This is a genomic window from Kitasatospora sp. NPDC015121, from assembly GCF_055562955.1.
This window is the reverse complement of the sequence record NZ_JBVHEH010000011.1, coordinates 251,348-269,247: the sequence shown is the minus strand read 5'-3', so window position 1 is coordinate 269,247 and position 17,900 is coordinate 251,348. Positions and strand designations below refer to the sequence as shown.

Sequence of the window (17,900 nt, the reverse complement as noted above, 5' to 3'; positions counted from 1 at the left end):
ACCCCGTCCACCGGCACCCCGGGGCCGGGCAGCGCCACCCCCGCCCCGGCCGACACCGTCCGGGTCTCCACCGCCAAGGAGCTCCAGGCCGCGCTGAGCGCCGCCGTCCCCGGCCGCACCATCCAGCTCGCGGACGGCACCTACACCGGCAACTTCAAGATCACCACGGCGGGCACCGCCACCGCCCGGATCACCCTGACCGGCTCCCCGAACGCGGTCCTGACCACCTCCACCGGCGGCGGCTACGGCCTCTCGCTGGCCAACGCCCCGTACTGGACCGTCCGGGGCATCACCGTCACCAACGCCCAGAAGGGCATCATGGTCGACTCCTCGGACCACGTGGTGCTCGCCGGGGTGACGGTCCACCACACCACCATGGAGGGCGTGCACTTCCGCAACTCCTCCAGCCACGGCGTGCTGCGCGACTCCACCGTGCGCGACACCGGCACCGCGCACGACGGCAAGGGCGAGGGCGTGTACGTCGGCACCGCCAACACGCTCACCGACCGCAGCGACTACGTGCAGATCCTGAACAACACCATCGGCCCGAACGTCGGCGGCGAGAACATCGACCTCAAGGAGGGCACCACCGGCGGCCTGGTCTCCGGCAACCGCTTCGACGGCAACGGCCTGACCGACGTGAACTACGACGACTCCTGGGTCGACGTGAAGGGCAACGGCTACACCATCGAGAACAACACCGGCGTCCGCACCATGAACGACGGCTACCAGACCCACACCCAGGCGGCCGGCTGGGGCTGCGGCACCGTCTTCCGCGGCAACACCTCCGACCTGACCGGCGCGAGCGGCACCAACGCCGCCAAGTACGCGATCGACGTCACCAACCGCTCCGCCGACTGCCCGGTCACCGTCACCGCCGACAACACCGTCACCGGCGGCACCGCCCTGGTCAACCCCGGCGTCCCGGTGGGCTGACCCCGCGCCCGGGATCCGTGCCGACCGGCGAGAATGGTCGGCATGGATCTCGGACTCAAGGACAAGGTGTACGTGGTCACCGGCGCGACCCGGGGACTCGGCCACGCCACCGCGCGCCAGCTCGTCGACGAAGGCGCCAAGGTGATCGTCACCGGCCGCACCGGAGCGGCCGCCACCGCCGCCGCCACCGCCCTCGGCCCCGCCGCCCACGGCGTCGGCGCGGACAACGCCGACCCGGCCACCCCGCAGCGCCTCGTCGACGCCGCCCGCGAGCGCTTCGGCGGCTTCGACGGCATCCTGATCAGCGTCGGCGGCCCCGGCGCGGGCCCGGTCGCCACCACCACCGACGAGGCCTGGCGCGACGCCTTCGACTCCGTCTTCCTCGGCGCCCTGCGACTGGCCCGCACCGCCGCCGAACAGCTCCCGGCCGGGGGCGTCATCGCCTTCGTGCTCTCCACCTCGGTCCGCCAGCCGATCCCCGGCCTCGGCGTCTCCAACGGCCTGCGCCCCGGCCTCGCGATGGCCGCCAAGACCCTCGCCGACGAACTCGGCCCGCGCGGCATCCGCGTCCTCGGCCTGCTCCCCGGCCGGATCGACACCGACCGGGTCCGCGAGCTCGACTCCCTCGCCGACGACCCCGCCGCCGCCCGCGAGCACGCCGCGGCCGGCATCCCGCTGCGCCGCTACGGCACCCCCGAGGAGTTCGGCCGCACCGCCGCCTTCCTGCTCTCCCCCGCCGCCTCCTACCTCACCGGCCTGATGCTCCCGGTCGACGGCGGTGCCACCCGGGGCCTGTGACGGGGCCGTCCGGATCGCGCCCGGCGCCGCTCAGCGCACCCGGGGCTGCTTCTTCCCGCCGCGCTCCCTGTGCGGCCTGCCGCCGCGCAGCCGCAGCTCGGCGGGCAGCGCGGCCAGGCCGAGCGAGCGGCGGGCGTGCTCGACCGGGCCGGCGCCGTAGGCGGCGACCAGGGCGCCGGTGTCGGCGCCGGGCGCGATCCGGACGGCGGTGCGCACCCGGGGGCGGCGGGCGGCGCCGACCACCTTGACGGTGACCCGGTCGACGTCCGGGAGCGCGACCGTCTCGCTCTCGATCGCCTCCTCGACGGCCCGGCTGCGCACGTGCAGCGCGAAGTGCGGATCGCCGGACGCGGCGGGCGAGGGCAGGTCGACGCCGGCCGGGCCGCCGCGGCGCAGCTGGGAGAACAGCCACCACAGGCAGCCGACGATCACCAGCGCGGGGACGGCGATCGCCACCGGCCACCACCAGTCGCGGTCGGTCCAGCGGGTGCGGCTGTCCGCGCTGAGCACCGGCTGGTCGGGCGAGGTCAGCGGCCACCAGTCGGGCGGGGTGATCCCGAGGTGCCGGTAGGCGTCGAGCCCGCCGAGCAGCACCAGCGCCCCGCCGGCCAGCAGGCCGAGCCCGACCAGGCCCAGGACGGTGCGGTTGACGGCGCGTCGGCTCATCGGGGCGGCTCCAGCTCGGCGAGTTCGCGGCGGCGGTGGCGTTCGTGGACGGGGCGGGTACGGACGTCCAGTCGGTGCGGCGCGGCCAGCGGGATCCGGGCCAGTTCGGCACGCAGCTCGCGCTCGGCGCCGGCCGGGTCGGGGGTGCCGGTCAGGGTGACCCGGGTGCGCCGCCGGCCGACCTTCACCTGCCAGGAGTGCACGTCGGCGCGCCGCTGGGCGCGGCCGGCGATCAGCGCGGCGACCGCCGTGCGGTGGATCGCCGCGCCGCGCGGCTCCAGCGCGAGCCAGCCGCGCAGGCCGCGGGCGAGGGCCAGCCAGAGCAGCAGCAGCCCGAGCGCGACGGCGCCGCCCGCGATGCCGAGCACCCACGGGTCGTCCAGGTGCCGGGTGGCCAGTTGCTCGGACAGCTCCCGCCGCCACGGCCGGGCCTGTCCGCCGGCCCGGACCGCGATCACGTCGTACAGCAGCGTCCCGGCGGCCACCACCAGTACGGCGACCACCAGCGCGGTCGGCACCGCCCGTTCGGAGCGCAGCCACCGCCCGGCCCGGCGCCGCCGCTTGACCACGGGCGAGGCCCCCTGTTCCACCGTGCTCATCGGGCGACCGCCGGGTGCAGGCGGTCCACGATCACGTCCGCCCCGGTCACCGGCGTGCCGGTGAGCTCGGCGACGGTCCGGCAGGCCGCGTCGCGGGCGGTCCGGGAGAGCGCGCCCACGTCGGACGGGAACGGCAGCTCCAGGTGCAGGGTCAGCCGGACCCGGCCGTGCGAGAGCGTCGCCGAGACCTTCGGGTACGGGCCCCGGCCCGGCCGGTCCTGCCAGGCCGGGGCGAGCGCGTCGGCGGCGGCCCGGGCCGCGATCCGCCGGTAGACCCGGTCCGCGACCCGCTCCGCGCCGCGCTGCGCGACCACCCCCGGGTGGGTCATCAGCGCCGCCGGTCCCGGCCGCGCAGCAGGTCGCCGAGGTCACCGAGTTCGATGTCCCCCTCGATCAGCCGCCCGACCACGAATCCGACCGCGCCGAGCGCCGCCACCAGCAGGAAGGCTCCGAATCCGCCGAAGTAGCCGGCGAAGCCAAGGGCCATGCCGGTCAGCAGGCCCATCAGCGCCAGATTCATCCACTGCTCCTTCGCGATCCTGCTCGGCACTCGGGACGGTCACGACTCACTGCACGCGGGGACGCTTGCCGGAGGACGGGGCGTCCTCCTCCTCGTCGTCCTCGTCGGGGTCATCGGGCAGGTGGACGTCGTTCACGGCGATGTTCACCTCGACCACCTCCAGGCCGGTCATCCGCTCGACGGCCTCGATGATGTTGCGGCGCACCTCGGCGGCCAGCTTGGGGATCACCACCCCGTACTCGACCACCAGCGCGATGTCGACGGCGGCCTGCTTCTCGCCGACCTCCGCCTTGATGCCGCGCCCGACTCCCGACTTCGAACTCGAACCCGGCACCCGGTCCCGCATCGCGCCGAACGTCCGGGAGAAGCCGGATCCCAGGGCGTGGATGCCCGAGACCTCCCGGGCCGCCATGCCGGCGATCTTCTCCACCACTCCGACGGCGAGGGAGGTGCTGCCGCGCTCGCCGGGCGGCCGCTTCTCCGGCGCGTCCTTCTGCAGGTCCGACGGGGTGGGGTTGTGAGGCTGCGTCATCTCGGTTCTCCTGACGTTCGACATCAGCTATATCGCAAACCACCCCAACCCTGACATTCCGCCACGCGACGCGCACGACAAAAGGTGCGAACGAAGGACCCGGGTCCCCCGTCCGCACCTTCCCGCCGTGCGCTCCTCCCCCGCTCCGCGCCCGCTACATCCCCGCGAGGTCCCGGAGCCGGCGCGCCTGCGCCTCGCGCTCGGCGGCCCGCTGCTGGTCGTAGCTGCGGTCGATCGCGCCGCGCAGCAGCGCCTTGGTCTCGATCACGGCGGCGCGGGGGGCGGCCAGCAGGGCGGCGGCGAGGTCGGCGGCCGCGGCGGCGAGGTCGGTGCCGGGGACGGCCAGGTTGGCGAGGCCGGTGGAGACGGCCTCCTCGGCGCCGATCCGGCGGCCGGTGGCGCAGATCTCCAGGGCACGGGCGTAGCCGACGAGCGCGGTGAGCGGCTTGGTGCCGGCCAGGTCGGGGACGAGGCCGAGCGAGGTCTCCTTCATCGCGAACTGGACGTCCTCGGCGACGATCCGCAGGTCGCAGGCGAGGGCGAGCTGGAAGCCGGCGCCGACGGCGTGGCCGCGGACGGCGGCGATGGTGACCAGGTCGTTGCGGCCCCACCAGGTGAAGGCCTCCTGGTAGGAGGCGATCGCGGCGTCGAGTTCGGCGTCGGTGGAGGCGGCGAGCTGGAGGAAGCCGGTCTCGCCGGGGATGCCCTCGGGGGTGAACATGGCGCGGTCGAGGCCGGCCGAGAAGGAGCTGCCCTCGCCGGTGAGCAGGACGACCCGGACGTCGCCGGGCAGCGCGCGGCCGACCGCGGCCAGGGCGCGCCACATCGCGGGGGTCTGGGCGTTGCGGCGGGTCGGGTCACAGAGGGTGACGGTGGCCAGCTCGCCGTCCAGCTCCAGGCGGACGCCGGCCTTCTCCCACTCGGTGCGGTCGGCGTCGGGGATGTCGGTGCTCATGGCGGGTTACCTTCCAGCGGCGGGGCGGGGCGCCCGCCGACCCCCGACGGGCTACTGGAGAGTAACAAAGCCTCCGACACACGTACAGGGAGCCGTCGACCGGGCCCGGAAACGGCGGTCGGCGGCTCGGGAGGACCCGGCCGCCGATCCGTTGTGGAGCGTCGTGCGTGGCGAGCAGCGTACTGGCGGGTGCGGGGCGGCCGGGGCTGCTCGGGTGCCGCCCGCCCGGGGTGACGACTCGTCAGGAACCGGTGGCCGCAGCGGCCTTGCCCTTGCCGCGGGTGGCTCCGCCGCGACCCCGGAGGTTGACCCCGGACTCGCTGAGCATGCGGTGGACGAAGCCGTAGGACCGGCCCGTCTCCTCCGCGAGGGCGCGGATGCTCGCCCCGGAGTCGTACTTCTTCTTGAGATCGGCCGCGAGCTTCTCACGCGCGGCACCTGTTACCCGGCTGCCCTTTTTCAGAGTCTCGGCCACCCGTGCCTCCTCGTAGAGGTGATCGGTCAGATTCCCATGATCACCCATCGCAAGGCTCCTGGCCACCCATTCGACAAGGTCGGTCGCCGGAAAGCGGGCGCGGACGGTGGTGCGCGCTCCGCACCAGGGCGCTCACGGAGGGTGTGCGCGCCCCTCGGCGATTCGCCCCCCTGAGCGAATCCGCTGCTCAGCCCGGACCGTCAGCGGGCAAACCGCGCGCTCCGACCGGGAGGACGGCGGCACCCGCCCCGGTGCCCCCGTGGTCGACGCGGGACGAGTTCTCCTCGTACCGGAAGCGGACCCCGCGTCTACTCGCGAGGTCCGCACGGTGGCCCGGAGCGGGCCGGGAGGTGGCCGGTCGGGGCCGGAGGCGGGCCGGGGCCCGGGTGTCAGGCCAGCGAGACCAGGTCGTGGTAGGCGGGGCTCCACAGGTCCTCGACGCCGTCCGGGAGCAGGATGATCCGCTCCGGCTGGAGCGCGTCGACCGCGCCCTCGTCGTGGGTGACCAGCACGACCGCGCCGGTGAAGGAGCGCAGCGCGCCGAGGATCTCCTCGCGGCTGGCCGGGTCCAGGTTGTTGGTCGGCTCGTCGAGCAGCAGCACGTTCGCGCTGGAGACCACCAGGGTGGCCAGCGCCAGCCGGGTCTTCTCGCCACCGGAGAGCACGCCGGCCGGCTTGTCGACGTCGTCGCCGGAGAACAGGAACGAACCGAGGATCTTGCGGATCTGCACCAGGTCGGTGTCCGGCGCGGCGGAGCGCATGTTCTCCAGCACGGTGCGCTCCGGGTCGAGCGTCTCGTGCTCCTGCGCGTAGTAGCCGATCTTCAGGCCGTGCCCGGGGATCACCTCGCCGGTGTCCGGCTTCTCCACTCCGGCCAGCATCCGCAGCAGGGTGGTCTTGCCCGCGCCGTTGAGGCCGAGCACGACGACCTTGGAGCCGCGGTCGATCGCCAGGTCGACGTCGGTGAAGATCTCCAGCGAGCCGTACGACTTGGACAGGCCGGAGGCGGTCATCGGGGTCTTGCCGCACGGGGCCGGGTCGGGGAAGCGCAGCTTGGCGACCTTGTCGGAGACCCGGGCCTGCTCCAGGCCGGAGAGCAGCTTCTCGGCGCGGCGGGCCATGTTCTGCGCGGCGACGGTCTTGGTCGCCTTGGCGCGCATCTTGTCGGCCTGCGCGTTCAGCGTCGCGGCCTTCTTCTCGGCGTTGGCGCGCTCGCGCTTGCGGCGCTTCTCGTCGTCCTCGCGCTGCTGCTGGTACTGCTTCCAGCCCATGTTGTAGATGTCGATGGCGGCGCGGTTGGCGTCCAGGTAGAAGACCTTGTTGACGACCGTCTCGACCAGGTCGACGTCGTGCGAGATGACGATGAAGCCGCCCTTGTAGGTCTTCAGGAAGTCCCGCAGCCAGGCGATCGAGTCCGCGTCGAGGTGGTTGGTGGGCTCGTCGAGCAGCAGGATGTCGGCGTCCGAGAACAGGATCCGGGCCAGCTCGACGCGGCGGCGCTGACCACCGGAGAGGGTGTGCAGCGGCTGGCCCAGGATGCGGTCCGGCAGGCCGAGCGCGGCGGCGATGGTGGCGGCCTCGGCCTCGGCGGCGTAGCCGCCCTTGGTGAGGAACTCGGTCTCCAGCCGGGCGTACTTCTTCATCGCGTTGTCGCGGGTGGCGCCCTTGCCGTTGGCCATCCGCTCCTCGTTCTCGCGCATCTTCCTGAGCACGGTGTCGAGGCCGCGGGCGGACAGGATGCGGTCCCGGGCCAGCACGTCGAGGTCGCCGGTGCGCGGGTCCTGCGGCAGGTAGCCGACCTCGCCCGAGGAGGTGACCGAGCCGCCGGCCGGGAGGCCCTCGCCGGCCAGCACCTTCGTCAGCGTGGTCTTGCCCGCGCCGTTGCGGCCGACCAGGCCGATCCGGTCGCCGGGGGCGATCCGGAAGCTGGCGGACTCGATCAGGACGCGGGCACCGGCACGGAGCTCCAGGGCGTTCGCGGAAATCATGGCTGGGGTCTCTCCTCGGCACGGGTATGGCTCTCAGCCATCGGAACCAAGTCTACGGGAGCCCCCGAAACCCTTTTCCGGCTCCGCCGGGCCGGGTGGCCCGGGTCACTTGGCGCAGGTCTGCCGGGCCGCCGCGAACGGGGTGGCGGCGGTGCCGCACGCGGCCTCCCGGCTGCCCAGGGCGGTGTCGTACACCCAGCTGCCGATCACCGGGCCGTCCTCGACCGAGACCCGGTGGCCGTCCAGCGGGCGCATCACCACGTCGGGGCCGGTGTTGAGGAAGTTGCCGCGGTCGGTGAGCGAGAACACCATGACGCCGCCGCCGCTGCCGGGCGGGCACAGCCTCGGCACCAGCACCGCGTCGTCGGTCTCCGCGGTGCGCTGCGGGGAGAACGTGCAGCCCGCCGGGGGGCGGGAGTTGAAGCGCAGGTCGCCGTCGCGCTCGCGGAAGCCCATCAGCAGGCCGGGCGTGACCACCGTCACGAACGCGTCGTTGACCCGGTCCGCGGACGGGTGCAGGGCCTCGGCGGCGCGCTGGACCGCCAGTTGCCGGCGCTGCCCCTCGGTCCGCTCCTCCGCGCCGGGCTCGCCGGCGGCGCGCAGCCAGTCGGCCAGGCCGGGGACGCTGCGGTGCCAGCGCACCGAGTGGTCCCGGGTGTCGACGGAGGTGACCATGCCGTCGTCCCAGACCACGGCGGCGTCGTCGCCGACCAGCTCCAGGTGCAGCGCGGTCGCGCCCTCGCGGCGGTAGGACCACAGGCGCTCGCCGGTGGCCTTGGCGTAGGCCTCCACGCCGGGGCCGGTGCGGAAGTCGATCTCGCCCGCTCCGGCCGACCGCACGCTCACCGGGCTGGCGTCCGCCGCGCCCGGGACCACCCGGTCGCCGAACGGCTCGGGGCGGTTGGCGTGGGCCGCGGCGCCGGCGCCGAGGACCAGCAGGACGGCGGCGGCGGGCAGGACCGATCGGGGCGACAGGCTTCGCAGCGGGTTGGAGGACACGGCCGGAGTTTATCCGGCGGGCACGGACGGCAGCTCCCGGTTTACCGCCCGGCGACCCCTGGCGTGTCCCTGGTCCAGACCTTTATCCGGCCCTCACGCGACCCGTTCCGACCTGCGCCGCTGAGGCCCGGCCGCATGCATCCGGACGGCTAGGGTACGAGAGCGGTGCCCAACGGACTGTTACAGAGGTGAGACGGAATGCAGTTCGACGACGACGCGGAGCTCGACGGCTCGCAGGTGCAGGACCGGCGCGGCGTGCCCGGCGGGGGGCTGGCGATCGGCGGCGGGGTGGTCGGTCTGCTCGGACTGGTGGTGGCGCTGCTGTTCGGCGTCGACCCGGGGCTGTTCGGCGCCGCCGACCAGCCGGCCGCGCCACCGGTCGGCCAGGCCACCAGCTCCGCGCAGCTCAGCTCGGCCTGCAAGACGGGGGCGGACGCCAACCGGCGGCAGGACTGCCGGATCCTGGCCGTGGTCAACAGCGTCCAGGCGTACTGGCAGGGCGACTTCACCGCCCGCGGCCGGACCTACACCCAGGCGCCCACGGTGCTGTTCACCGACCGGGTGGCCACCGCCTGCGGCACCGCGACCTCGGCGGTCGGCCCGTTCTACTGCCCCGGCGACCGCAAGGCCTACTTCGACCTGGGCTTCTTCGATGACATGACCCGCCAACTGGGCGCCCAGGGCGGTCCGTTCGCCGAGGCGTACGTGGTGGCGCACGAGTACGGGCACCACGTGCAGGACCTGCTGGGCACCATGGACCGGGTCGGCGGCGACCGGCAGGGCGCGAACAGCGCCTCGGTCAAGCTGGAACTGCAGGCCGACTGCTACGCGGGGGTGTGGACGCACCACGCCACCACCACCCCGCAGCCGTCCACCGGGCGGCCGCTGATCACCCAGCTGACCGACCAGGACATCGCGCTGGCGCTGGACGCCGCCCAGTCGGTGGGCGACGACCGGATCCAGCAGCGGGCCACCGGGCGCACCAACCCGGAGACCTGGACGCACGGCTCGGCGGCGCAGCGGCAGCAGTGGTTCACCACCGGCTACCGCACCGGCGACCCGACGGCGTGCGACACCTTCGGCTGACCGGCCGCCGGGCTGACCCGTTGGAGTGACATGAGGCATTTCTGACGGTTCGTCAGGCTAGGCTCCTGGGGCCGGAATCGTCCCCTGGACCCGTACGGAGAACCCATGCGTCTCGGCCGCCTGACCCTGGCCGCGGCCGCCCTGCTGCTGGTGACCACCGCGAGCGTGCCGTCCGGCACGCCGCTGAGCCAGACCGAGCGCCACGCGGCGCTCTCCTCCGAGGCGATCCAGCCGCGCGGGGCGGCGCCCCGGCCGGCGGTGCAGCGGGCGCTGCACGAGGTGCCGTTCGGGGCGTTCGTCGGGTCCTGGGACACCTACATCCCGAACATCGCGCGGATGGCGTCCTGGCTGAACAACGCCAACATGCAGGTCGGGCACACCTACCTGGCGGGCAACGGCTGGCAGGACATCGAGGGCGAGCCGATGGTGCTCGGCCTGTGGTCGCAGTGGCGGCAGTCCGACCCGGGGCGGCGGCTGGTGCTGGGCGTGCCGATGCTCGTCCCGAACGAGGGCAACGTGCCGGACGCCGAGGTGGCCCGGCTGCTGGCGCGCGGCAACCAGGGCGAGTTCGACCAGCACTTCCTGCGCCTGGCCCGGAAGCTGGTGGCGTTCGGCGGCGGCGACACCGTCATCACCCTGGGCTGGGAGATGAACGGCGTCACCTACACCTCGCGCTGCAAGCCCGACCCGACGGCCTGGAAGGCGTACTGGCGGCGGATCGTGGGCGTGATGCGCTCGGTGCCCGGGCAGCGCTTCTCCTTCGACTTCACCCCCACCCGCGGGCTGGACGCCATCCCCTGGACGCGCTGCTACCCGGGCGACGACGTGGTCGACATCATCGGCATGGACAGCTACGACCAGCCCGCCGGCGGCACCTTCGACGAGTACGTCTCGGAGCCGTACGGGCTGCAGGACCAGGTGGAGTTCGCCGCCAAGCGCGGCAAGCCGGTGTCCTACCCGGAGTGGGGGCTGTTCCGCAACGGCGACAACCCGGAGTTCGTCCGGCGGATGGTGGAGTGGATGCGCACCCACGACACCGCCTACCAGACCGTCACCGACTACTGCCCGCACGGCTTCTGGCAGTGCAAGGAGAACCCGAGGTCGGCGGCGGTGTACAAGCAGCTGATGGCGGGCTCCTCCGGGGCCGTCGGGCCGGTGAAGGCCTCACCGCAGTCGGCGCTTCGCTAGCGCCTCCTTGAGCCTCGGCGCCCGGGTGCGCAGCAGGTGGACGGCGGCGTTCCGGGCCCGGATCCGCAGCGCGCGGACGGCGGCCGCGGGGGCGAGCCGGCCCGGGCCGAGCACCAGGCGCTGGTTGGACAGCTGGTCGGGCCGCCAGCGCTGCTTGTACGGCTCCTGCCCGCGCAACAGGCTGAGCTGCGGGATCCCGGCGGCGCGGACCTCGTCCAGGGCGGCGCCGAACAGCATCCCGGCGATGTCGACCTTGTCGCGCAGCCCGGGGTGCGCGCCGTACATGTACAGGCCGCCGAACGGGGCGCCGAGGATCACCAGGTTCACCGCCACCACCTCGCCGTCCAGCTCGAACCGGTGTATCGCCCCCCGGCCGGTCGCCACCAGGCCGGTGGTCGACGCGGTCAGGTGCTCGGCGAAGCGCGCGGTGCGGTGCTCCGGGGTGACCCCGCGGTCCTGCCACTGCAGCATGTGCAGCCGCAGCAACTCGCTCACCGTGTACGGGACCTCCTCGGCGGTCGCGGAGTGCACGACCACCCCGGACCGGGCGATCTTGCGGAGCTTGACCCTGGTCCGCTGGGCGGTCTTGCCGGGCAGCCGCTTGAGCAGCTCGTCCATCGGGACGGCCGGCAGGTACTGGCAGAGCGAGTCGGCGTACCGGTGGCGGCGGCCGCGCCAGTGCGCGTACACCCGCTGCACGGCGGCCGAGGGGTGCACCTCGCGCAGCTCCAGGCTGTGCCAGAAGCGGCGCAGCGGGAGGGCGGCGGCCAGTTCGGCGGCGGCCCGGTCGGCGCAGTCGTCGTCGAGCAGCACGTCGGTGAAGTCGACCAGTCCGGCGCCCAGGTTGGTCAGGCCGCCGAACGGGCCCCGGCGGCGCAGCGCGGCGGCGGCGACCAGCCGTCCGTCGCGGCGGACCAGCACCAGCACCAGCGCGCCGGGGCGGCCGTAGCCGCGCCACCAGGAGCGCAGCCAGGGCGCGGCCTGGAAGGCCGTCGCGGTGGCGCAGCGGCGGTGCAGGTCGTCCCACTCGTCGGCGGTCCGGTCGAGGGCGTCGTCGGCGCGCAGCACCTCGGCCGTCCACCGCTCGCGGTCGGCGGCGGAGCGGGCCGGCTGGGCGGGCACCCGGGGGCCGGGGGCGGGCCGCTGGCGGAGCTTCACCGGGCGGCCACCGGCTGCTCGGCTCCGGACTGGGCCCCGGACTCGGACCCCGTCCTGGACTCGGCCCCGGACCCGGAACCCGACTTGGGCTCGGCCTGGGCGGCGGGCCCGGGCTCGGCCTGGGCGGCGGACTTCGGCTCGGCCTGGGCGGGCAGTTCGGCCCGGACGGCCGGTCCGTCCTTGCGCCGGGTGAGCATCACCAGCGTGCCGAGCAGCACGCCGGCGGCCGCGCCGACCGCGGTGTCCAGGGCGGCGGACGGCGAGGCGGGGGCGTCCGGTTCGGCGGCGGGGGCCAGCGGGACCAGCCGGACGCCGGTCTCCTTGCTGCTGGTGTTGCCGAACGCGATCAGCGACTTGGCGACCGCGTCGGCGTTCTTCACCGCCTCGTCGGCCCGGGGGCCGGTGCCGGTGATCTCGATCATCGGGGCGTCCGGTGAGGTGGTGCCGCGCACCAGCCCGGACAGCGTGGCCACCGTGTGGCCGGTCTCGGCGGCGGCGCCGATCAGCACCTGCGGCTGGCCGGCGAGCCGGCCGTACGCCTGCGCGAAGTTGACGGCGGTCGCGTTCTCGCCGGGGTTGTTCGGGACGACCACCACGTAGGAGCTGGCGGCGTAACTGGGGTGCGAGACGGCGGCGTAGCCGGCCCCGGCCACCGCACCGAGCGGGACGGCGACGGCCAGCGGCCACCAGCGGCGGGCCAGCGCGCGGGCGCTGCGGCGTGGTTCGGGCATCGGTGACTCCAGGAGGGTGGTAGGGGTGAACGGGTGTCGGTGCGCGGCGCGGCGCGGCACCGCCGGAACGCGGTGCGCGCCGGGCGGGGCTCTGTCAGGGCTGCTTGCCCGGGCTCCGCCGCCGCCCGCCGGGCGGTCCGGCCGCTCCCTGCTTGGGGGCAGCCCCGGCCTTCCGCCCGCCGCGCCGGGCGGGCGGCACCGGCGCGGCGGCGGGCCGGGCGGCGGACTTGGCGGCGGGCCTGGCGGCGCTCACCGCCGGGCGCGGGAGCCCGTCGGCGGGAACTGTGGCCGGGGCCGGAACCGTGGCCGGGCCGGTGCGGCGGGCGGGCCGGGCGGCGACCGACTCGCGGTAGAGGGTGGCGAGTTCGGCCGCGATGCGGGCGACGTCGTAGTGGGCGACGGCCGGCGGGACCGGGAAGGGGCCGGGGCGGGTGGTGGCGAGGAGGGCCAACTCCCGTGCGTAGGGCTCGGGTTCGGAGGGGAGCAGGCGGGCGTGCGGGGCGGCGTCGGAGGGGAGTTCGGCGAGGGCGGGGCAGGCGGAGTGCAGCAGGGGCAGCCCGGCGGCGAGGCCTTCGAGGGCGGCCAGGCCGAAGGTCTCCTCGCACGAGGGGGAGACCAGCACGTCGACGGCGGTGAGGAGTTCGGGCACGTCGTCGCGTTCGCCAGTGAGCACCAGGCGGTCGCGGACGCCGAGCCGGGCGGCCAGGTCGAGCAGGGCGGGCCGTTCGGGGCCTTCGCCGATCAGCAGCAGCCGGGCGTCGGTGAGCCGGCCGAGCGCCTCCAGCGGGACGTGGAAGCGCTTGCCGGGCACCAGCCGGCCGACCGCGCCGATCACGAACGCGCCGATCGGGAGGCCGAGTTGGGCGCGCAGTCGACCCCGGTGGGCGGCACGTTCGGTGGGGGTGAAGCGGTACCGGGCGGCGTCCACGCCGTTGGGCAGCAGTCGGACCCGGTCGGCGGGCACGCCCCACTGGCCGAGCACGGCGGCGACCTGGCCGGAGACCGCGAGGGTGGTGCTGCCGAGGCGTTCGGCGCCGAGGTAGAGCGCCTTGACGCCGCGCGAGGTGGGCCGGCCCTCGATCACGCCGGACTGCAGCGAGTGCTCGGTGGCGAGCACCGCGCGGACACCGGCCAGCCGGGCGGCGAGCCGCCCGTACAGCATCGCCCGGTACAGGTGGGTGTGCACCAGGTCGTAGCGGCCGGCCCGGATCAGCCGGGTGAGCCGGGGCAGCACGCCGAGGTCGCGGTTGCCGCGCATGTCGAGGTGGTGGACGGTGAAGCCGTCGGCGCGCAGTTCGCGGGCGACCGTGCCGGGGTTGGTCAGGGCGGCCACCTCGTGCCGCTGGTCGCCGGGCAGGTGCCGCAGCAGCAGGGCGAGTTGGCGTTCGGCGCCGCCCGCGTGCAGGCCGGTCACCACGTGCAGGACCTTCATCGGAGCTCTCCCACGGCTGCCTTCGGCACGGTCTTCGGCGGGGCCCAGCGCAGCCCGGTCACGGCGTCCCGCCAGCGGTGCCGGCCGTGCTTGGCGCGCAGCCGCCAGGCGCCGTCCCGGTCGCCGACGTAGCAGCGCGGCAGGGCGTAGCGGCTGGTCAGCCAGGAGTGCTCGATCGCGCAGGCGTAGTCGTACCCGGCCTCCCGGACGGCCAGGGTGGCGGGCAGGTCGACCGCGCCGTACGGGTAGCAGAAGCCGGTGACCGGACCGCCGACCAGGTCCTCCAGGGCGCGCCGGCTGTCCGCCGTCTGGCGTTCCAGCGCGGCCGGGGAGAGGCCGGGCAGGGCCTGGTGGCCGAGGCCGTGCGAGGCGATCTCCCAGCCGGCGCCCGCGAGTTCGACGACCTGGTCGACGGTGAGCAGCTTCTTGCGCGGGCCCTCGGTGTCCCAGTGGTTGTCGGCGCCGAGCAGGTCGGGGACGACGTACGCGGTGGCGGTGAAGCCGTACTCGCGCAGCACCGGGACGGCGTGCCGGGCGAAGTCGGCGTAGCCGTCGTCGAAGGTCAGGCCGACCAGCCGGTCCTCCCGGCCGCGGGACTGCGCGGCCAGCAGTTCGCGGACGCTGACGCCGCGCCGGCCGGTGCGGTGCAGCCAGTCCATCTGCTCGGCGAACCGCTCGGGGGCGACGGTGAGCAGGTAGGGGTCCTCGGCCTCCTCCGCCACCGAGTGGTACATCAGGATCCAGGGCGCGAGCCTGGGGGCCAGTGCCTGGGCCGGCAGGCGGTGGTCAGCGGCCATGACGCGACTTCCCTTCGGCGGCGGGGGACGGGACGGGCCCGGAGCGGCGGGCCCGGGCGAGCAGGCCCAGCACCGGGCCGCGCACCTCGGCGGCGCCCAGCAGCGCGCCGAGGACGGCGAAGGCCAGCAGGACCGTGGTGCCGCCGAGCAGCGCGGCGGGCAGCGGGGAGGCGGTGGCCCGGGTGGCGAGCCAGCCCAGCGCGGCGGCGGCGACGGCGGCGCCGAGCAGCCGGGCCTGGCCGCCGAGCACCAGGCGCAGCCGCAGCGCGACGCCGCGCAGCACCAGGCCGCGCATCAGCAGCGCCGCGGTGGTGGTGATGCCGGCCGCGTTGCCGGCGGCCAGGCCGAGCGCGCCGTGGTGCGGGGTGGCGCCGACGCCGACCGCGAAGGTGACGGCCAGGCCGAGCAGCATCGCGCCGACCGGGTACCAGTCCGGCCAGGTGATCCGGTCGCCCTCGGCGCGCGGGGCGTCGGCGCGGCGCACCACCGGGCGGACGCAGAAGTACGGCCGGACCATCACGCCGATCATCGCCTGGGCGGGCAGTCCGAAGGAGTAGACCCGGATCACGGCGGCGGTGGCGGAGGTGTCGGCGGGGCCGAACGCACCGCGCTGGAACAGCAGCGAGACCAGCGCGGGGGCGCAGGCCATCAGGAAGGCGGTGCCGAGCAGGACCAGTGCGGCGGCCTGGCCGAGGTCCTTCTCGACCCGGTCGCGGGCCGCCGCGAAGTCGCCGGCGGCCATCGCCCGGGCCACCACCGGGAAGGTCACGGTGACGATCAGGATGGCCGAGGTCATCGCCAACTGGCTGACCTTCGCGGCGTAGTTGAGGTGCGAGATGGTGCCGGGGGGCAGGCCGGAGCCGAGGTAGCGCTCGATGAACACCTGGGCCTGCCGGGTCAGCGTGAACGCGGCGACCGGCAGCAGCGCCAGCGGGATCAGCACCAGTCGGCGGGCGGCTCCCCGGCTCAGCCCGCGCCGCCGCCCGCCGGAGCGCAGCTTGCGGGCGAACGGCAGCAGCAGCACGCCGGCCATCAGCGCGCTGCCGACCGCGACGCCGATCGCCGCGGAGCGCACCCCGAGCAGCCGGTGGCCGCTGAGCAGCAGCGCCAGGATGCCCAGGTTGTACATCACGTAGATGACGGCGGGCGCGGTGAAGGAGTGCAGGGCGCGCAGCGCGGAGGCGAGGTAGCCGGCCACGCCGAACGGCAGGATGGTGAGCGCGGTGATCCGGGTGCAGGTGACGGCGAGCTGCGGGTCGGCCAGCCCGGGGGCGAGCAGTCCGACCAGCCGGGGCGCGCCGAGCACGACGGCGGCGGAGAGCGTGCACAGCGCGAGCAGCAGCCAGGGCAGCGTGGAGCGGGTCAACTGCCGTACGGGGTCCGGGCCGTGCGGGCGCTCCTCGCGCAGGACGAGGGCCAGGCTGAAGGCCGGGACCATCAGGAACGCCATCGCGTCCTCGATCAGCAGCGGTGCGGCGGTCTCCGGGACCGTCCAGGCGACCAGGAAGGCGTCGGTGCCCTGGTTGGCGCCGAAGTACCGGGCCAGCAGCAGGTCGCGGAGCAGGCCGAGGGCGGAGCCGGCCGCGCTGAGCAGCGCGGTGACGCCGAAGGCCTTGGCCAGGAAGCCGCGTCGGGCGGGTTCGGCCGCCGCGCCGGGGCGCGGGGCGGGGACGGCGGTGGCGGCGGGGGCGGCCTCCGCCACCGGCTGGTCGGTCGTCATGCGCCGTTCGCCTCAAGGGGTTCGGGGCCGGGGAAGGCGGTGCGGGCGGCCAGGCCGAGCACCACCGAGGTCAGCACCGTGGTGGTGCCGCCGATGTCGGCGTAGAGGAAGTCCCAGAGCACCCAGCAGAGCAGGGCGAGCGCGGCCAGGCCGGGGCCGGTGGCGCGGCGCAGGCAGCCGGCCAGCAGGGCGAGGAACAGCGCCAGGTAGGCGATGACGCCGAGCAGGCCCTGTTCGCTGAGCACCAGGAAGTACATGTTGTGCGGGGAGAGCAGCGGTTCGCGCTGGAAGCCGATGGTGGGGTCGGCGGCGTCGCTGCCGGAGGAGAGCCGCAGCGGGGCGTGGCTGTCGCGCAGTTGCTGGAAGGCCTTCGGTCCGGCGCCGGTGAGCGGGTGGTCCTGCCAGATCCGGCCGGCGGTGCCCCACAGGTCGTAGCGGTCGGAGACGGACTGGTCGGGGGCGGCGGAGACCGAGCCGATCGAGCTGAGCCGTTCGGTGACGCCGGAGGCGCCGAGGCCGAGGCCGCCGACCAGCACCACGGCGGCGGCCGCGCCGACCAGCACGCCCTTCACGGCGAGCCGGGCGTCGGCGCGCAGCAGCAGCACGCTCGCGGCGACGGCGGTGGCGATCCAGCTGCCCCGGCTGAAGGAGACGGCGAGCGGGAAGGCGAGGAACGCGGCACTGGCCCACATCGTCCGGCGCAGGGCCCTGCTGCCGTCGGGGCGGCGCTCGGCGAGGGCCAGGCCGAGGGCGGCGAGCAGCCCGTACGAGACGACGGTCGACATCGCCATGACGTCGAGGGCGCCGAAGGTGCCGATGGCGCGGATCGGCTGGCCGGTGTAGGAGGCGCCGGTGCGGGTGAGGTACTGGTGGGCGCCGACGGCGCCCTCGATCAGGGCGGCGAGGACGAACGAGCCGAGCACCAGGCGCCGGTCGAGGGTGTCGCGGACGGCGAGCAGCACGGCGGCGGGCACCAGCACGAAGATCTGCACCAGCCGGACGAAGCCGGTGGCGCTGCCGGCCGGGTCGATGGAGTGCGCGGTGGCGACGGCGGCGGCCAGCACCACGCCGCCGAACAGGGCGCAGGCGGCCGGGTCGAGCCGGGGCAGCCGACCGCGCAGCAGGTCGAGGGCGATCAGCCCGACCAGGGCCAGCGAGGCGAGGTCGGCCGGGGTGACGTGCACGGACGCGGTGACGTCCTTCTCCCCCGTGGGCACGCACACCAGGAGGACCGTCGCGGCCGCCAGCCAGCTCGGCCGGGCCGGGACTATGGCGGCCAACCGCTTCGCGGGGTGCGGGAGTGGGAGGGCGATGGCCATG

Annotated in this window: 17 protein-coding genes and 2 pseudogenes; 4 read left to right on the top strand and 15 right to left on the bottom strand. The window is 75.0% G+C overall.

What is annotated here, in order from left to right:
* Positions 1-21: 21 nt before the first annotated feature.
* Together ACZ3J7_RS18595 and ACZ3J7_RS18590 are read left to right on the top strand one after the other, a co-directional pair.
* Positions 22-936 (top strand): annotated as a pseudogene (locus ACZ3J7_RS18595) (right-handed parallel beta-helix repeat-containing protein); the annotation flags it as partial.
* 42 nt (positions 937-978) lie between these two features.
* On the top strand, positions 979-1,734 hold the full coding sequence (locus tag ACZ3J7_RS18590) for an SDR family oxidoreductase (protein WP_465622054.1): 756 nt from the start codon (positions 979-981) through the stop codon (positions 1,732-1,734).
* A gap of 30 nt (positions 1,735-1,764) precedes the next feature.
* Here the strand turns inward: ACZ3J7_RS18590 and ACZ3J7_RS18585 are convergent, their stop codons facing one another.
* The 9 genes from ACZ3J7_RS18585 to ACZ3J7_RS18545 form a co-directional block, all read right to left on the bottom strand.
* Complete coding sequence (locus tag ACZ3J7_RS18585) at positions 1,765-2,400, bottom strand: Asp23/Gls24 family envelope stress response protein (protein ID WP_465622052.1); 636 nt, start codon at positions 2,398-2,400, stop codon at positions 1,765-1,767.
* A complete protein-coding gene (locus ACZ3J7_RS18580; RefSeq protein WP_465622050.1) occupies positions 2,397-2,999 on the bottom strand; it encodes a DUF6286 domain-containing protein in 603 nt (200 codons plus the stop codon). The genes ACZ3J7_RS18585 and ACZ3J7_RS18580 overlap by 4 nt, the downstream gene beginning before the upstream one ends.
* Positions 2,996-3,328: a hypothetical protein gene (locus ACZ3J7_RS18575; protein WP_465622047.1), complete on the bottom strand. Its 333-nt coding sequence runs from the start codon at positions 3,326-3,328 to the stop codon at positions 2,996-2,998. The genes ACZ3J7_RS18580 and ACZ3J7_RS18575 overlap by 4 nt, the downstream gene beginning before the upstream one ends.
* On the bottom strand, positions 3,328-3,519 hold the full coding sequence (locus ACZ3J7_RS18570; RefSeq protein WP_285735225.1) for a hypothetical protein: 192 nt from the start codon (positions 3,517-3,519) through the stop codon (positions 3,328-3,330). The genes ACZ3J7_RS18575 and ACZ3J7_RS18570 overlap by 1 nt, the downstream gene beginning before the upstream one ends.
* A gap of 46 nt (positions 3,520-3,565) precedes the next feature.
* Entirely contained in the window at positions 3,566-4,051 is a 486-nt protein-coding gene (locus ACZ3J7_RS18565) for an Asp23/Gls24 family envelope stress response protein (RefSeq protein ID WP_465622045.1), read from the bottom strand.
* Positions 4,052-4,205: 154 nt separating this feature from the next.
* Positions 4,206-5,006, bottom strand: a complete 801-nt coding sequence (locus tag ACZ3J7_RS18560; protein ID WP_465622042.1) for an enoyl-CoA hydratase/isomerase family protein — start codon at positions 5,004-5,006, stop codon at positions 4,206-4,208.
* Between the two features lie 241 nt (positions 5,007-5,247).
* On the bottom strand, positions 5,248-5,481 hold the full coding sequence (locus ACZ3J7_RS18555; protein WP_033254501.1) for a helix-turn-helix domain-containing protein: 234 nt from the start codon (positions 5,479-5,481) through the stop codon (positions 5,248-5,250).
* Positions 5,482-5,870: 389 nt separating this feature from the next.
* Positions 5,871-7,469: an ABC-F family ATP-binding cassette domain-containing protein gene (locus ACZ3J7_RS18550; RefSeq protein WP_465622039.1), complete on the bottom strand. Its 1,599-nt coding sequence runs from the start codon at positions 7,467-7,469 to the stop codon at positions 5,871-5,873.
* Between the two features lie 105 nt (positions 7,470-7,574).
* The gene (locus ACZ3J7_RS18545; protein WP_465622037.1) at positions 7,575-8,468 is read right to left on the bottom strand and encodes a hypothetical protein; all 894 of its coding nucleotides are present in this window, start codon (positions 8,466-8,468) and stop codon (positions 7,575-7,577) included.
* Between the two features lie 198 nt (positions 8,469-8,666).
* Here ACZ3J7_RS18545 and ypfJ point away from each other — a divergent pair, with 198 nt between their 5' ends.
* The gene (gene ypfJ, locus ACZ3J7_RS18540) at positions 8,667-9,554 is read left to right on the top strand and encodes a KPN_02809 family neutral zinc metallopeptidase (protein ID WP_465622035.1); all 888 of its coding nucleotides are present in this window, start codon (positions 8,667-8,669) and stop codon (positions 9,552-9,554) included.
* 105 nt (positions 9,555-9,659) lie between these two features.
* Complete coding sequence (locus ACZ3J7_RS18535) at positions 9,660-10,742, top strand: glycoside hydrolase family 26 protein (protein ID WP_465622033.1); 1,083 nt, start codon at positions 9,660-9,662, stop codon at positions 10,740-10,742.
* On the opposite strand, the gene ACZ3J7_RS18530 is transcribed toward ACZ3J7_RS18535, so the two are convergent.
* The 6 genes and pseudogenes from ACZ3J7_RS18530 to ACZ3J7_RS18505 form a co-directional block, all read right to left on the bottom strand.
* Positions 10,719-11,900 carry a GNAT family N-acetyltransferase gene (locus ACZ3J7_RS18530; RefSeq protein ID WP_465622030.1) on the bottom strand — a complete coding sequence of 394 codons (1,182 nt, stop codon included), beginning with the start codon at positions 11,898-11,900 and terminating at the stop codon, positions 10,719-10,721. The genes ACZ3J7_RS18535 and ACZ3J7_RS18530 overlap by 24 nt on opposite strands.
* Positions 11,897-12,631, bottom strand: coding sequence for a YveK family protein (locus ACZ3J7_RS18525; RefSeq protein ID WP_465622028.1), 735 nt, complete (start codon positions 12,629-12,631; stop codon positions 11,897-11,899). The genes ACZ3J7_RS18530 and ACZ3J7_RS18525 overlap by 4 nt, the downstream gene beginning before the upstream one ends.
* Before the next feature lie 316 nt (positions 12,632-12,947).
* Positions 12,948-14,063: pseudogene (locus tag ACZ3J7_RS18520) on the bottom strand (glycosyltransferase); the annotation flags it as partial.
* Positions 14,060-14,860 (bottom strand): polysaccharide deacetylase family protein, encoded by an 801-nt coding sequence (locus ACZ3J7_RS18515; protein WP_465622025.1) that lies wholly within the window; start codon positions 14,858-14,860, stop codon positions 14,060-14,062. The gene ACZ3J7_RS18515 and the pseudogene ACZ3J7_RS18520, both read right to left, overlap by 4 nt.
* Complete coding sequence (locus tag ACZ3J7_RS18510; protein ID WP_465622023.1) at positions 14,850-16,580, bottom strand: lipid II flippase MurJ; 1,731 nt, start codon at positions 16,578-16,580, stop codon at positions 14,850-14,852. Before ACZ3J7_RS18510 ends, ACZ3J7_RS18515 begins: the two co-directional genes overlap by 11 nt.
* Positions 16,577-17,899, bottom strand: coding sequence for an O-antigen ligase family protein (locus tag ACZ3J7_RS18505; protein ID WP_465622021.1), 1,323 nt, complete (start codon positions 17,897-17,899; stop codon positions 16,577-16,579). The genes ACZ3J7_RS18510 and ACZ3J7_RS18505 overlap by 4 nt, the downstream gene beginning before the upstream one ends.
* Between the last annotated feature and the right edge of the window lies 1 nt (position 17,900).

Coding starts and splice junctions, on each gene's coding strand:
- ACZ3J7_RS18575 (WP_465622047.1), bottom strand. CDS start 3,328: ATGACCCACCCGGGGGTGGTCGCGCAGCGCGGCGCGGAGCGGGTCGCG.
- ACZ3J7_RS18510 (WP_465622023.1), bottom strand. CDS start 16,580: ATGACGACCGACCAGCCGGTGGCGGAGGCCGCCCCCGCCGCCACCGCC.
- ypfJ (WP_465622035.1), top strand. CDS start 8,667: ATGCAGTTCGACGACGACGCGGAGCTCGACGGCTCGCAGGTGCAGGAC.
- ACZ3J7_RS18525 (WP_465622028.1), bottom strand. CDS start 12,631: ATGCCCGAACCACGCCGCAGCGCCCGCGCGCTGGCCCGCCGCTGGTGG.
- ACZ3J7_RS18590 (WP_465622054.1), top strand. CDS start 979: ATGGATCTCGGACTCAAGGACAAGGTGTACGTGGTCACCGGCGCGACC.
- ACZ3J7_RS18565 (WP_465622045.1), bottom strand. CDS start 4,051: ATGACGCAGCCTCACAACCCCACCCCGTCGGACCTGCAGAAGGACGCG.
- ACZ3J7_RS18585 (WP_465622052.1), bottom strand. CDS start 2,400: ATGAGCCGACGCGCCGTCAACCGCACCGTCCTGGGCCTGGTCGGGCTC.
- ACZ3J7_RS18515 (WP_465622025.1), bottom strand. CDS start 14,860: ATGGCCGCTGACCACCGCCTGCCGGCCCAGGCACTGGCCCCCAGGCTC.
- ACZ3J7_RS18560 (WP_465622042.1), bottom strand. CDS start 5,006: ATGAGCACCGACATCCCCGACGCCGACCGCACCGAGTGGGAGAAGGCC.
- ACZ3J7_RS18505 (WP_465622021.1), bottom strand. CDS start 17,899: ATGGCCATCGCCCTCCCACTCCCGCACCCCGCGAAGCGGTTGGCCGCC.
- ACZ3J7_RS18580 (WP_465622050.1), bottom strand. CDS start 2,999: ATGAGCACGGTGGAACAGGGGGCCTCGCCCGTGGTCAAGCGGCGGCGC.
- ACZ3J7_RS18535 (WP_465622033.1), top strand. CDS start 9,660: ATGCGTCTCGGCCGCCTGACCCTGGCCGCGGCCGCCCTGCTGCTGGTG.
- ACZ3J7_RS18550 (WP_465622039.1), bottom strand. CDS start 7,469: ATGATTTCCGCGAACGCCCTGGAGCTCCGTGCCGGTGCCCGCGTCCTG.
- ACZ3J7_RS18570 (WP_285735225.1), bottom strand. CDS start 3,519: ATGAATCTGGCGCTGATGGGCCTGCTGACCGGCATGGCCCTTGGCTTC.